This window comes from Arthrobacter sp. R4-81 (genome assembly GCF_054792365.1).
The window spans coordinates 1,993,412-2,007,949 of sequence record NZ_CP096445.1; the positions used below are offsets into that span (position 1 = coordinate 1,993,412).

A 14,538-nucleotide genomic window follows, 5' to 3' on the forward strand; every position below is an offset into this window, starting at 1 on the left:
TCGCAAGGGCACCGGAAAACTACCATGTTGTAGTTCTCCCGGTGCCCTTGCGCATCACTGACCGCGGGACAACAATAGGTCTTACCCACTTCGAAAGAAGTGGGACGCAAGAACCAAAGATTCAGTGACATGCATCTGACGCAGCCTTCGGCAAAGTCAGAAGCAGACTACCAGTGACGGGGTAGGAAGACCTGAAAATCTGAGGATCTTGCCAGACTGTCAAAGACGTCACCAGACAGCCGAAAAGTCGAAGCCCCACCAACGGCAAAACGCTGATGGGGCTTCCCCTTTGCCCAAAAATAGCTCCTGACGCTCCTAGGCCTTCTGCACCTCTTCAGCGGGAGCCAACTCCACGGCACTCACAGTCAATTCGCCGTTCGAGGCTTCGAGGGTCAGTTCGCGGGCATTCGAGGCAGCTTTCAAGTCGCCAAGGCCAGCCCGCAGCTGCGCTGTCAGGGCCTCGGACGCAGTGATCGTTGCGGAAAGAACCTCGGTGCGCTGTTTGACCTTGGCCTCGGACTTCGCCTTGCGGATTCCGCTCAGTGCTGTGCCCACGGTTGCGAGCATGGTGGTGTCGCCGTCGGAAACCTCCAAGGCTGACGGCCAGGCTGCACGGTGAACTGAACCTGAGCGCCACCAGCTCCACACGTCCTCGGTTGCGAAGGGCAGGAAGGGGGCGAACAGGCGCAGCAGCGTGTCCAGGGTGGTAGCGAGGGCAGCAAGAACTGATGCCTGTTCCGTAGGCCCGGACGCACCGTAGGCCCGGTCCTTAATGAGCTCCACGTAATCGTCTGTGAACTGCCAGAAGAAGCTCTCGGTAATCTGCAGCGCACGCGCGTAGTCGTAGTTCTCAAAAGCCTTGGTGGCCTGCTGCACCACGTCCGAAAGCTGCGCGAGCACTGCCCGGTCCAAGGGGTTGGTCAGGGCTCCCGACGCGGGTGCTTTTTCCGGGGCGGGCAGACCAACCCCGGGATTGGTCAGCACCGACAGGTCGCCGGAAACCACGGAGTTCTCGGTGGCGCCAAGGTTGAGGACGAACTTGGAGGCGTTCAGCAGCTTGATGGCCAGCCTGCGGCCGATCTTCATCTGCGCGATCTCGTAGGCCGTATCCGCTCCCAGCTTCGCTGACGTAGCCCAGTACCTGACGGCATCGGAGCCGAACTCTTCCAGGATGTCGGTGGGAACCACCACGTTGCCCTTGGACTTGGACATCTTCTTCCGCTCCGGGTCCAGGATCCAGCCGGAGATTGCAGCGTGCTTCCAGGGTGCGGTGTTCTGCAGGGCATCGGCGCGGACGGCGGAGGAAAAGAGCCAGGTCCGGATGATGTCGTGGCCCTGGGGGCGGAGATCGAACGGGAAGACCTTGGCGAAGAGTTCCTCGTCACGGCTCCAGCCGCCCACGATCTGCGGCGTCAGGCAGGAAGTCGCCCAGGTGTCCAGGATATCTGCGTCTCCGGTAAAGCCGCCCGGAACGTCGCGCTGGGCTTCTTCATAGCCGGGTGCCGCATCGGCTGCCGGGTCCACCGGCAGCTGCTCGTCCGCCGGAAGGATCGGCGCGTCATACTGCGGGTTGCCGTCAACATCCAGCGGGTACCAGACAGGAATGGGTACGCCGAAGAAGCGCTGACGGGAAACCAGCCAGTCTCCGTTCAGCCCGGAGATCCAGTTCTCGTAACGTGAACGCATGAATGAGGGGTGGAATTCGATCTCACGCCCGCGGGCTATGAGGCGTTCGCGGCGGTCCTCGTCGCGTCCGCCGTTGCGGATGTACCACTGGCGGGAGGTGACCACTTCGAGGGGCTTGTCGCCCTTTTCGTAGAAGTTGACCGGGTGCATGATCTTCTTGGGCTCGCCGTCGAGCAGGTCAGCCTCGGAAAGGAGTTTCACTACCGATTCCTTCGCGCTGAACACCGTCTTGCCGGAGATGGCTTCAAATGCTTCACGGCCCGCGTCTGTGGTGATCCATTCCGGCGTCTCGCCGATGATCCGGCCGTCCCGGCCAACAATGGCGCGGGTGGGCAGCTGGAGCTCCCGCCACCAGGTAACGTCGGTGAGATCACCAAAGGTGCAGACCATGGCAATGCCTGAACCCTTGTCCGCTTTGGCGAGATGATGGGCCTTCACCTCCACCTCCACTCCGAACAGGGGCGAGGTGACCTTCTTGCCGAACAGCGGCTGGTAGCGCTCGTCGTCGGGGTTTGCCACCAATGCGGCACACGCGGCCAGAAGTTCCGGGCGGGTGGTCTCGATGTAGATCTTTTCGCCGTCTTCAGTGAAGAACGGGTAGCGGTAGTACGCGCCGGCCACCTCGCGGTCCTCCAGCTCAGCCTGCGCCACAGCAGTGCGGAAAGTCACGTCCCACAGCGTGGGGGCCTCGGCCATGTAGGCGTCACCGGCGGTCAGGTTGGCCAGGAAAGCTCGCTGGGAGACGGCGCGGGAGTTGTCGTCAATCGTCCGGTAGGTGAGGTTCCAGTCGACGGACAGCCCCAGGGTCTGAAAGAGGTTCTCGAAGACTTTCTCGTCCTCAACCGCCAGCTCCTCGCATAGCTCAATGAAGTTCCGGCGCGAGACGACGTCGAAATCGCGCTGGTTCTTGGCTGGCACCGCCGGCGGCTGGTAATCGGCATTATAGGGAACGGCAGGATCGCAGCGCACGCCGTAGAAATTCTGCACGCGGCGTTCCGTGGGCAGGCCGTTGTCGTCCCAGCCCATGGGGTAGAAGACGTTCTTGCCGGACATCCGCTGATAGCGTGCCAGCGCGTCTGTCTGCGTATACGAGAACATGTGGCCCACGTGAAGGGACCCTGATGCCGTCGGCGGGGGAGTGTCTATGGAATAGACCTGTTCACGCGTCGTCTGCGGATCGAACTTGTACGTACCTTCGTTCAGCCAGCGCTGCGTGAGGGCAGCTTCCAGCCCTTCCAGCGCGGGCTTGTCGGGAACGTTAATAGGGGCAGTGGTGGGCGTGTCTGTACCCTGATTTGCTTGAGCCATGGAGCAATTGTTTCATGGTCTCTTCCATGGCCCGCACGGGAGCTGGTCACACTCGAATCGCGGAGCGCGCAATCCCGCTAGGGTGGTGCCATGACTGAGGAGACACCGAACAAGACGGCAGTGGTTACCGGGGCAAGCACAGGGATCGGCGAGGCTACCGTCCGTGCGCTCCGAAAGCAGGGCTGGAACGTTTTCGCGGTAGCCCGCCGGGAGGAAAGGCTGGCCTCACTGGCGGCCGAGACTGGTGCGGTCGCTATCGCGGCGGATATTACCCAGGACGCCGACGTCGCACGGTTGCTGGCTGTGGTCACTGAGGCCGGAGGCGCTGACACGCTGGTCAATATTGCCGGCGGTGCCCGCGGCACCGACAAGGTCGGGGAGGCAAAGACTGAAGAGTGGACCTGGATGTTCGAGGTGAATGTCCTGGGAACCATGAAACTTACACGCGCCTTCCTGCCGATGCTCCGGGCCAACGGCAAAGGCACAGTGCTGAACCTCACATCCACCGCCGGGCTGGTCGCCTATGAGGGCGGTGCGGGCTACAACGCAGCGAAGTTCGGGCAGCACGCCCTGACCGGGGCACTCAGGCTGGAAGAGGCAGAGCACAACATCCGCGTCATCGAAATTGCGCCTGGGATGGTCCAGACCGAGGAATTTTCCCTCAACCGCCTCGGTGGAGACCGCACCGCCGCCGAAAATGTCTACCAGGGCGTCGAGAACCCGTTGACAGCCGAAGACGTGGCCGACGTCGTCCGCTATGCAGTCACGGCCCCGCACCATGTGAATCTGGATCAGATTGTGATCCGGCCGGTAGCGCAGGCTGCCAATCACAAAGTCATCCGGAAGAGCCCCTGATCCTCGTCAGCCGACCCCCGGGACCCGGAGGGTAGCGCTTTGCACGTGTCCGCTTTGCACGTGTCATAGGCACGAGCCCAAGGATGATTGCCTCGTCACCACCTCCCTCGCCGGGAGGAATTCCGGTTAGCAGGGCCCCGGCGGGAACAGTTAGACTTGCTGCAACAGCTTTGACCCGGCAATCACCGGCGAGCTTCCGGAAGAACGCCTTCACCGAACGTCATGCGCGGAGAAGGTCAGTAGAGCCGGACGGGTAAGCCCGTTACAGCAGTAATGAGCGGCCGACGCCGGCCAGCTCCTCCACGGGGGAGCCAGACGGTGGAGGTAAGTGAGGTGGTACCGCGGTGCCGGGCTACGTTGGAAAGTATCGCAGGACAGCGAGACTGGACAATCTGCCAGGAGCCGTCCTCGCATCCTGAATGAATCCACTTATTCACCAGCTCAACCCAGGATGTCGAAATGACCCATTACCCCAAGGCCTTGGCCGCACCCGCCGGTGCAGCTTCCCCTACCTCAGGTGTCTCCGCCTCCGTGAAGTTCCCGGAAATTGAAGAGCGGATCCTGAAGTACTGGGACCAGGACGGGACATTCCAGGCGAGCATCGACCAGCGCCCTTCGGATCTCCCGGACGGTGCCCCAGGCAGCAACGAGTTCGTTTTTTACGACGGCCCGCCCTTCGCCAACGGCCTGCCTCACTACGGCCACTTGCTCACAGGCTATGCCAAGGACCTGGTGGGCCGTTACCAGACCCAGCGCGGGAAGCGCGTCGAACGCCGTTTCGGCTGGGACACCCACGGGCTTCCTGCCGAGCTCGAAGCCATGAAGCAACTGGGTATGACGGACAAGACCCAGATCGAAGCCATGGGCATCGATAAATTCAACGAGGCCTGCCGGGCCTCCGTAATGAAGTACGCCGATGAGTGGAAGAACTACGTCACCCGCCAGGCCCGCTGGGTGGACTTTGAAAACGACTACAAGACGCTCAACGTCGAATACATGGAGTCTGTGCTCTGGGCGTTCAAGCAGCTTCACGAAAAAGGCCTCACCTATAACGGTTACAGGGTGCTGCCCTATTGCTGGAAGGACGAGACACCGCTCTCCAACCACGAACTGCGTATGGACGACGACGTTTACAAGAACCGCCAGGACCAGACCGTCACCGTGACGTTCCCCATCAAGGCCGGAGCATCGGAACTGTCCCGGCGCCTCGAAGGGGTGCAGGCGCTCGCCTGGACCACCACCCCCTGGACGCTGCCCACCAACCTGGCCCTCGCCGTCGGGCCGTCCATCACGTATGCCGTGCTTCCGGCCGGTCCCAACGGGATCAAGGCCGCCTCCCCGGAAGCTCCCGTTACGGGAAGTTTCCTTCTCGCTGCCGATCTTCTGGGCATGTACGCAAAAGACCTCGGATACGGCGACGGCACGGCGGGTGTTGAAGCTGCCGAGGCCGCGGTGACAGCAACTGTCACGGGCGCTGAGCTTGACGGCGTTGAGTACCAGCCGCTCTGGAACGACTTCAGTGACGCCGAAAAATTCGGCACGGAGAATGCCTGGCGGTTCCTGGTGGCCGATTACGTCACCACCACCGACGGCACGGGTATCGTCCACCAGGCCCCGGCCTACGGTGAAGATGACCAGAAGGTCTGTGAAGAGGCCGGCATTCCAGTGGTCCTGTCCGTGGATGAGGGCGCCAAATTCCTGCCGCTGTTCTCCCACGGAGACCTTCACGACATTGTCGGGCTACAGGTGTTCGACGCCAACAAGCCCATCACGCAGGTGCTCCGGGCACAGGGCCGCCTGGTCCGCCAGGCCAGCTATGAGCACAGCTACCCGCACTGCTGGCGCTGCCGCAACCCCCTGATCTACCGCGCCGTGTCCTCCTGGTACGTGGAAGTCACCAAATTCAAAGACCGGATGTCAGAGCTCAACCAGGAAATCAACTGGATCCCGGGCAACGTCAAGGACGGGCAGTTCGGCAAGTGGCTGGAAAACGCCCGCGACTGGTCCATCAGCCGGAACCGCTACTGGGGCAGCCCCATCCCGGTGTGGCAGTCGACTGACCCCGAGTACCCGCGCACCGACGTCTACGGCTCCCTAGCTGAAATCGAGGCCGATTTCGGCCGGCTGCCGCTGAACAAGGACGGCCAGGTTGACCTGCACCGGCCCTTCATCGACGAGCTGACCAGGCCCAACCCGGACGATCCCCGGACCCCGGAAGAGGGCCAGTCGGTCATGCGCCGTGTCGAGGACGTCCTGGACGTCTGGTTCGACTCCGGTTCCATGCCCTACGGCCAGGTCCACTACCCGTTCCAGAACGAGGAATGGTTCGATACCCACAACCCCGCAGATTTCATCGTGGAGTACATCGGGCAGACACGCGGCTGGTTCTACATGCTGCACATCCTGTCCACGGCACTGTTTGACCGCCCGGCTTTTCGGAACGTCATCAGCCACGGCATCGTGCTGGGCTCTGACGGGCAGAAGATGTCCAAGAGCCTGCGAAACTACCCCGACGTGTCCGAGGTTCTGGACCGCGACGGCTCTGACGCGATGCGCTGGTTCCTGATGTCCAGCCCCATCCTGCGCGGTGGCAATCTTGTAGTCACTGAACAGGGAATCCGCGACGGCGTCCGCCAGGTCATCCTGCCGCTCTGGAACGTTTACAGCTTCTTCACGCTGTACACGAATGCCTCCGCTGGTGGCGACGGCTACGAAGCCAGGCTCCGCTACGACGGCTACTCCGACACCCTGGACCAGTACCTGATGGCCAACACCGGTGACCTGGTGGGGAATATGACCACACAGCTGGACAGCTACGACATCTCCGGTGCCTGCGATGAACTGCGCAGTTACCTGGATATGCTCACCAACTGGTACGTCCGCCGCAGCCGCCAGCGGTTCTTCGACGAGAACGTTGATGCCTTCGACGCGCTCTACACCGCGCTTGAGGCTGTCTGCCGCGTCTCAGCATCCTTGCTGCCGCTCGTGTCCGAGGAGATCTGGCGCGGACTGACAGGCGGACGTTCCGTGCATCTGGCCGACTGGCCGGACGCGGGGCTGTTTCCGGCAAACGGGGGCCTCGTCGAGGCCATGAACCGCGTGCAGCAGATCTGCTCCACGGGCTCGTCCCTGCGCAAGGCAGCGAACCTCCGTGTCCGCCTGCCGCTGCAGGAACTCACTGTGGTGGCACCCGGCGCGGACGCGCTGGAAGGTTTCGCCGCCGTCGTCGCCGATGAACTGAACCTGCGCTCAGTGCGGTTGCTAGACGCCGCCAGCGCCTCCCCGGAGGAGTTCGGCATCGAGCAGAAGCTCGTGGTCAACGCCCGGGCCGCGGGTCCGCGTCTTGGGAAAAACGTCCAGCAGGCCATCAAGGGCTCAAAGTCGGGAGACTGGTCGGTAGATGAAGCCGGGGTTGTTACTGCTGGTGGGCTGGAACTTGAGCCGCAGGAGTACACGCTGGAGACTGTCGTGGCGGAATCCGCAGCAGGCACCGGCTCCCGGGCAGCCGGGGTTCTGCCAGGAGGCGGATTCGTGGTCCTCAACACCGAGGTCACGCCCGAACTCGAGGCCGAGGGACTGGCTCGCGACATGGTCCGCGCCATCCAGCAGGCACGCAAGGATGCCGGACTGAATGTCAGTGACCGTATCCGGACCACTGTCACAGCCGCCCAGGGCGTAGTTGACTCCCTGCTGGCAAATGCGGTTCTGGTCAAGACCGAGACGCTGACTGTTGATCTCGTCGCCACTCCCGCTGACTCAGCAGAACCGCAAATTTCCGTCGAAAAAATAGGGGCCTGAGCAATGACCGACGAATTTTCCGTGGAGAGTGTCTACGCCGAACTGTTGGGCCGAGCCCCCGAAAACAAGATGGAGCCGCGGCTTGCTCCCTTGTTCCGGGCGATGGAAATCCTGGGGGAGCCTAACAAGGCTTTCCCGATCATCCACATCACCGGTACCAACGGTAAGACGTCCACCGCCCGCATGATCGAGGCGGGCCTGCGCGCCCATGGCCTCAGCACCGGCCGTTACACCAGTCCGCACCTTTCCAAGGTGACGGAGCGGATCAGCATTGACGGCTCGCCGGTACCGGATGACACCTTCGTGCGGATCTGGGATGAGATCAGGCCCTACCTGGAGATAGTGGACAAAGAACTCGTTGCCGAAGGGCAGCCCCGGCTGACCTACTTCGAATGCCTCACCATCCTCGGGTTCGCCGTTTTTGCCGACCAGCCGGTCAACGTTGCGGTCATGGAAGTCGGCTTGGGCGGCATCACCGACGCGACGAACGTGGGCGACGGTCAGGTCGCCGTCATCACACCGATCTCGCTGGACCACACCGACCTTCTCGGTGACACCACCGAGGACATCGCCTACGAGAAAGCGGGCATCATCAAGCCCGGCGGATTCCTGATCAGCGCAGGCCAGCCAGTGGACGCCGCACAGGTGCTGCTGGAAAAGGCGAAGGAAGTCCAGGTTCCCTTCCGGTTCGAGGGCGTTGAGTTCGGTGTAGCGTCACGCACCGTTGCTGTCGGCGGCCAGGTTGTCACCATCCAGGGACTCGCAGGGCGTTACGAGGACCTGCTGTTGCCGCTGCACGGCTCGCATCAGGCAGAGAATGCCGCAGTGGCAGTGGCAGCGCTCGAAGCATTCCTCGGCGGAGGGGAGAAAGAGCTCGACGCCGAGATCCTCCAGGAGGCCTTCGCCTCCGTGACCTCGCCCGGCCGCCTGGAAGTGGTACGGACTGCGCCCACCATCATCGTGGATGCCGCTCATAATCCCGAAGGGATCCGGGTCTCGGCCGAAGCCATCCATGAAGCCTTTACCCTGACCAAGCTCGTGGTGGTGGTCGGAGTGCTCAAGGAGAAGGATGCGGAGGAGATTCTCCGCCAGCTCAAAGAGTCGCTGGGAGACCTCGCCGCTGAATATTGCTTTACGCAATCCAACTCGCCCCGCGCCGTCCCGGCAGAAGACCTCGAAGAGCTGGCCCTGGACCTGGGATTCGGCGAGGACAACGTCCACGTCGCCGCCCAGTTGGACGACGCCCTCGAATGGGCCGTGGAGCGCGCCGAGTCTAATGACGACCTCTCCGGCGGCGTCCTGGTGACCGGCTCCATCACCCTCGTTGCAGAAGCCCGCATCCTGCTGGGGAAGACGGAGGTATAAGCGGTGGCCAGACTCACCAAGGCCCAGCGTGAATGGCAGCCAGGCATGCCCAAAAAACGCCGCTCCACGAAAGTGATGTTCGCCTCGACAGTCCTGTTACTTGAGGGTTTCGTGGCGTTCTTCGCCACACTCGCGGTATTCGGGCTCAGGCGCGGGGAGATTTCACCCGTGCTCATTCTCTCCGTCGGCATCGGGCTAAGCCTCGTCCTGGTTTTCACGTGCGCTGTGCTGTCCAAACCCTGGGGCGTAGGCCTGGGCTGGGCCCTGCAGCTCGTGCTGATCCTTACCGGAATCGTGGAACCCATGATGTTCCTCGTTGGGGGGCTGTTCGCGCTTGCCTGGTGGTACGGCATCCGCACAGGCATCCGGCTTGATTCGGAAGCCGCCCAACGGGAGCGCGAACAAGCCGAATGGGAGGCCTCCCATCCCGTCGGGAGCGAGCCCGAAGCCGGCAGCGAAACCCCGTAGACTTACCGGGAACCCCACAACCACTACCTTGGAGCAACTGTGAGCGTTGAGCGCACCCTCGTTTTGATCAAGCCCGACGGCGTAGTCCGTAACCTGAGCGGCATCATCCTGAGCCGGATTGAGGCCAAGGGCTATACTCTGGCCGAGCTGAAAAAGGTCAACGCCAGCAGGGAGCTGCTCGAGCAGCACTATGCCGAGCACGCCGGCAAGCCTTTCTATGAGCCCCTCGTGGAGTTCATGCTCAGCGGCCCGGTCGTGGCTGCCATCTTTGAAGGCCACAAAGTGATCGAGGGCTTCCGTTCACTGGCGGGCACCACGGATCCCACCACCGCGGCCCCCGGAACCATCCGCGGCGACTTTGGCCGTGACTGGGGCCTGAAGGTCCAGCAGAACCTGGTCCATGGCTCCGATTCCGTCGACTCGGCCGAACGCGAGATCGGCATCTGGTTCCCGTAGGCAAGCAATCTTCTGGGGCCACTAGACCACCCCGCGAGATGACAGATAAGGCCAATGTTCGTAAAGAACATTGGCCTTATCTGTCATCTGAGCGCCTTAGAGGGAAGCCCGGTTACATACCGCCGTTGCCAACAAACATGTTGAGGAACGCAAAAAAGATCGAGGCGATCACGGCTACATACAGGAGTGCCGTGATAATCCAGCCATAATCGCCGAGTGTCTTGGCCAGACCGGCGGGAACGGGAATGACTTTGTGGCTGACGTTGCGGACCGTCACCCAGACGAACAGCGGAATCATGGCGGCCCAGACAACCATGCAGAAGGGGCACAGGACGTGGATGTCGTAGAGCGCCTGAGACCAGAGCCAGATCACGAAGATGAAGCCTGATGTCACGCCGGTCTGAAGGCCCAGCCAGTACCACCGGCCGAAAGTGGCCCCGGCGAGCAGTCCCACGCCCGTGGTGATAATGATGGCGAACGCCACGATCCCAATGAACATGTTGGGGAATCCGAAGACAGAGCTTTGCCACGTCTGCATGACCTGACCACAAGAGATCCAAGGGTTGACGTCGCAGACAGTGGTGTAGTTGGCGTCTTTGAGAGTTTCGAGTTTCTCGAGAACCAGGATTCCGGAGGCTATCCAGCCGATGATGCCCGTGGTGACCAGGAGCCAGGCGAACGGGCGGGCACGGGTCATCGGAGGCAACCCCTGCTCCTCGGGGCTTCCGGCGGAGTCGGCGAAACCCTGTGCAGGCGCAGCGCCGCCAGTGGTCTTGGAGATGCTGGGCATGAGCTTGATGCGTCCTTTGTGTTGAATGGTCCTTGCCCGATTGTAACGCCGGACTCTGGGTGCGGGGTGTGACGGCGGTGTACCGGTGTGATAGTCCACCCAGAGTCCTTGCACCGTGGCCCCTGTTGTGCGCGTCCCCGGTGAATCGACTTCCCATGTGAGAGAATGAACGTGGCTGGAAGACGAACCACATTCGGATTCCGGTCCGGTGACTTGTTTCCCAAGACCGCCAATGATGAGCAGGGCACGCCGGGGATCCTTCGATCACGGCCTATCCCGCAATGCCATTGGACGGCACCTGGTTGTGGCTGGTAGAACAACGGGTTTTCAGAACAATTTCGCCGGCTCTCCAGGGCTGCCGCACCCCACTGCCGGTGCGAACCTGAGGGTATTCAATTGACTTCTGTCAATGCCTGCGGGTTTTGACAATAAGTGCCCCAATGGGTGCCGAATGTGGCGGTACGTCAGGGGCAGGAGTATCGCCACATATGGATAAAGACCAAGTTGCAGCCGTTAACGTCGAAGCTGCGGAAGCACCCGAAGCGCCAAAGAAGGCCACCCGGACCCGCCGCAAGGCCATCCCCAAGACCCAGGCCGTCACCGCAGAGGGCATCCCCATCGATCCCGACGCGACCCGCACGGACACGGGCGAAGCAGCGGCACCGGAAAAGGCTGCCCCCGCCAAACGGAGCCGTGCACGCAAACCTGTTGAGTCCGCCGTCGCCGAGGAAGCAGCCGTCGCTGGGGAAGCAGCTGCCGCCGACGAACCCGCAGTGACAGACCCTGCGCTGGAAGACGCCCCGAAGAAGAAGCCCGTACGTCGGCGCGCCAGCCGCGCAAAAGCAGCTGTTGCCGAGGTGGAAGACGAAACCACCGAGACCGCTCCGGAGGCTGAAGAAGCACCAACTGACGCCGTCCAGTCTGCCGGTGCGGCTGTTACTGCTCCCGGACAGGAAACCGAAGCTGCCGAGGAACAACCGGAAGCCCAGGAAGCTGCGGACGATGAGCAGCCCAAAGCTGAGACCCCCGCGGTGGGCTCCCTCTTCCTGGAACCCGGCTCGGTAACCTCCATGATTTTCCAGGCACCCGATCTCAGTACGGTTGTCAGGCCTGTCCCGGCACCTGTTGTCGAGGATGACGATGAAACCGAGAACACCTCTGACGAGGGCGAGCTGGACGAATCCGGCAACCGTCGCCGTCGCCGCAGCCGCGGCCGCCGTGGCCGCAGCCGCGGAACCGAGCGTGAAGCCGGAGACGAGACAGAGGACACCGACGGTGACGCCGGTGAAGCGGAAGCTGATGAGCAGGGAACTGCAGGTTTGGGCGACGGCGTCACCTCGCGCCGCCGTCGTCGTCGCCGCCGTGGTGACCAGGACATCGAACTTACCGGCGGGGGAGACGACGATCCTCCCAACACCGTAACGAGGGTCCGCGCACCCCGGGCCGTCACCGAGGCGCCGGTGAGCAACCGCGTCACCAGCGTCAAGGGTTCTACCCGCCTTGAGGCGAAGAAGCAGCGCCGGCGCGAGTCGCGCGACACGGGCCGTCGTCGCACGGTCATCACTGAAGCTGAATTCCTGGCACGCCGTGAATCAGTTGACCGGCAGATGATCGTCCGCCAGCGCGATGACAGAATTCAGATCGCCGTTCTCGAAGACGGCGTCCTGGCCGAGCACTTCGTGTCCAAGACCCAGCAGGATTCACTGATCGGCAACGTCTACCTGGGCAAGGTCCAGAACGTGTTGCCGTCCATGGAGGCTGCCTTCGTCGACATTGGCCGCGGCCGTAATGCCGTGCTGTACGCCGGCGAGGTCAACTGGGATGTGGCCAGCCTGGAAGGCAAGCAGCGCCGCATCGAGAACGCCCTTAAATCAGGCGACTCCGTGTTGGTCCAGGTCACCAAGGACCCCGTAGGGCACAAGGGCGCACGCCTGACCAGCCAGATTTCCCTTCCCGGACGCTACCTGGTCTACGTGCCTGGCGGCTCCATGACCGGAATCTCCCGCAAGCTTCCCGACGTCGAACGGAACCGGCTCAAGCGAATCCTCAAGGACCGCCTGCCCGAAGATGCGGGCGTCATCGTCCGCACCGCTGCCGAGGGGGCTTCCGAAGAGGAGCTGACCCACGACATCAACCGCCTTCGGGCGCAGTGGGAAGGCATCGAAAGCCAGGCGACCTCCACGAAGGTCCTGGCACCGGAACTGCTTTACGGGGAGCCGGACCTCACCATCAAGGTTGTCCGCGACGTCTTCAACGAGGACTTCTCCAAGCTGATCGTCTCCGGCGAGGAAGCCTGGGACACCATCGAGGCCTACGTGACCTACGTGGCTCCGGACCTTGTTGGCCGCCTGGAAAAGTGGACCAAGGACCAGGACATCTTCTCGGCCTGGCGCATCGATGAGCAGATCCACAAGGCACTGGACCGCAAGGTCTTCCTGCCGTCAGGCGGCTCCCTGGTGATCGACCGTACCGAGGCGATGACGGTAGTCGACGTCAACACGGGCAAGTTCACGGGCAGCGGCGGAAACCTCGAAGAGACCGTCACCAAGAACAACCTGGAAGCCGCCGAGGAAGTAGTGCGCCAACTGCGCCTGCGGGACATCGGCGGCATCATCGTGATCGACTTCATCGACATGGTCCTGGAGTCCAACAGGGATCTGGTGCTCCGCCGGATGGTCGAGTGCCTGGGCCGGGACCGGACCAAGCACCAGGTGGCTGAAGTTACCTCCCTCGGCCTGGTCCAGATGACACGCAAGCGTATGGGCACAGGCCTCCTGGAGGTCTTCGGCGAGCAATGCGAACATTGCACCGGCCGCGGCGTGGTCACCCACGACGAGCCAGTGGAGCACCGCAGGGCCAACACCGTCGCCGCGGAGCACTACGTGCCGCGCGCCGAAGTGCAGCCCGCTGCGCGGACTGAGCGCAAGCGGCGTCGCGGCAAAGGCGGGCAGGCCCTGGGAGAGCCGCTGACGCTTCCGGCACCCGTTCACGCCGAACCCACCGACGCCGAGCGTCACGCTAAGGCTGAAGCAACCCGGGCAGCGTTGGCCAACATCGCCGCCGCAGCCCACGCCGCCCACCTTCATGACGACGACGTTCAGGCCGCCCGGGCCAGCGCAACCGGGGCGGAACGGGAAGCTGTCCGGTCAGAACCCGCTGCCCAGGCACCGTCCCGCTCCCGTGAAACCTCACGCCCGCAGGCCACAGAGCCTGTTCAGGCAGGTTCCGACGCCGGGCGCACCGGCCAGGGCGACGACACGTCAGGCGGACGTCCCGCTACTGTCCTTACTTTCGGTGGTGAACGAGTGGTTCTTCCGTTCGTGGACCACGCTGGTGAAGCGTCAACGGGGACACCGGAGTTGACCCTGGACCTGCTGGCCGAGGCCTTCGCCCACTTGGGTGAACAGAGCGATCAGCCACAGGAGACTGAGGAAACCCGGAAGCCTGTCACAGCGCCGGTCACTGCCCCCGAGGTCCACGCCGCTCCGATCGCAGCAGGATCCTCCTCAAGGCGCGGACGCCGTAACCGCAGCGCCAGCCGCGCGCAGGGAGCTGCGAACGAGACCGCCGTCGAGCAGAACCAGGATGCGCCTGCCGCCACAGGTTCCACTCACGCGGCCAAGGCCCCGGCAGCGCCGGCCAAGCCTGCCACCACTGCAAGCGAGCCCATCATCCTGGGTGTGGGAGTGCCTGCCTCAGAGCTGTGAAGGTGAGTTGTCCCAAGGGGAACTGCAGCCAATAGGCGACAGTCAATGTCTGAAGCCCGGACCGGATTATCCCGGACCGGGCTTCGGCTGTTTAACACTCACCTA

At 62.9% G+C, this 14,538-nt stretch carries 8 protein-coding genes; 6 read left to right on the forward strand and 2 right to left on the reverse strand.

Going from position 1 to position 14,538, the window contains the following annotated elements:
- Positions 1–315: 315 nt before the first annotated feature.
- Positions 316–2,994 carry a valine--tRNA ligase gene (gene valS / locus M1E05_RS09410; protein ID WP_461165081.1) on the reverse strand — a complete coding sequence of 893 codons (2,679 nt, stop codon included), beginning with the start codon at positions 2,992–2,994 and terminating at the stop codon, positions 316–318.
- A 90-nt stretch (positions 2,995–3,084) separates the two neighbouring features.
- Here valS and M1E05_RS09415 point away from each other — a divergent pair, with 90 nt between their 5' ends.
- The 5 genes from M1E05_RS09415 (at position 3,085) to ndk (ending at position 9,936) form a co-directional block, all read left to right on the forward strand.
- Entirely contained in the window at positions 3,085–3,849 is a 765-nt protein-coding gene (locus tag M1E05_RS09415; RefSeq protein ID WP_458111135.1) for an SDR family oxidoreductase, read from the forward strand.
- Between the two features lie 459 nt (positions 3,850–4,308).
- Complete coding sequence (gene ileS / locus M1E05_RS09420; RefSeq protein WP_461165082.1) at positions 4,309–7,647, forward strand: isoleucine--tRNA ligase; 3,339 nt, start codon at positions 4,309–4,311, stop codon at positions 7,645–7,647.
- Positions 7,648–7,650: 3 nt separating this feature from the next.
- Positions 7,651–9,012 carry a bifunctional folylpolyglutamate synthase/dihydrofolate synthase gene (locus tag M1E05_RS09425; protein ID WP_461165083.1) on the forward strand — a complete coding sequence of 454 codons (1,362 nt, stop codon included), beginning with the start codon at positions 7,651–7,653 and terminating at the stop codon, positions 9,010–9,012.
- Positions 9,013–9,015: 3 nt separating this feature from the next.
- Positions 9,016–9,480, forward strand: a complete 465-nt coding sequence (locus M1E05_RS09430) for a DUF4233 domain-containing protein (protein ID WP_458111132.1) — start codon at positions 9,016–9,018, stop codon at positions 9,478–9,480.
- A gap of 39 nt (positions 9,481–9,519) precedes the next feature.
- Entirely contained in the window at positions 9,520–9,936 is a 417-nt protein-coding gene (gene ndk / locus M1E05_RS09435) for a nucleoside-diphosphate kinase (protein WP_458111131.1), read from the forward strand.
- 112 nt (positions 9,937–10,048) lie between these two features.
- Here ndk and M1E05_RS09440 read toward each other — a convergent pair whose 3' ends face one another.
- Complete coding sequence (locus tag M1E05_RS09440) at positions 10,049–10,726, reverse strand: vitamin K epoxide reductase family protein (protein ID WP_458111130.1); 678 nt, start codon at positions 10,724–10,726, stop codon at positions 10,049–10,051.
- Positions 10,727–11,214: 488 nt separating this feature from the next.
- Between M1E05_RS09440 and M1E05_RS09445 the strand changes: the two genes are divergently transcribed.
- The gene (locus M1E05_RS09445; protein ID WP_461165084.1) at positions 11,215–14,433 is read left to right on the forward strand and encodes an Rne/Rng family ribonuclease; all 3,219 of its coding nucleotides are present in this window, start codon (positions 11,215–11,217) and stop codon (positions 14,431–14,433) included.
- The last annotated feature ends 105 nt before the right edge of the window (positions 14,434–14,538 follow it).

Coding starts and splice junctions, on each gene's coding strand:
- ileS (WP_461165082.1), top strand. CDS start 4,309: ATGACCCATTACCCCAAGGCCTTGGCCGCACCCGCCGGTGCAGCTTCC.
- M1E05_RS09440 (WP_458111130.1), bottom strand. CDS start 10,726: ATGCCCAGCATCTCCAAGACCACTGGCGGCGCTGCGCCTGCACAGGGT.
- M1E05_RS09445 (WP_461165084.1), top strand. CDS start 11,215: ATGGATAAAGACCAAGTTGCAGCCGTTAACGTCGAAGCTGCGGAAGCA.
- M1E05_RS09425 (WP_461165083.1), top strand. CDS start 7,651: ATGACCGACGAATTTTCCGTGGAGAGTGTCTACGCCGAACTGTTGGGC.
- valS (WP_461165081.1), bottom strand. CDS start 2,994: ATGGCTCAAGCAAATCAGGGTACAGACACGCCCACCACTGCCCCTATT.
- M1E05_RS09415 (WP_458111135.1), top strand. CDS start 3,085: ATGACTGAGGAGACACCGAACAAGACGGCAGTGGTTACCGGGGCAAGC.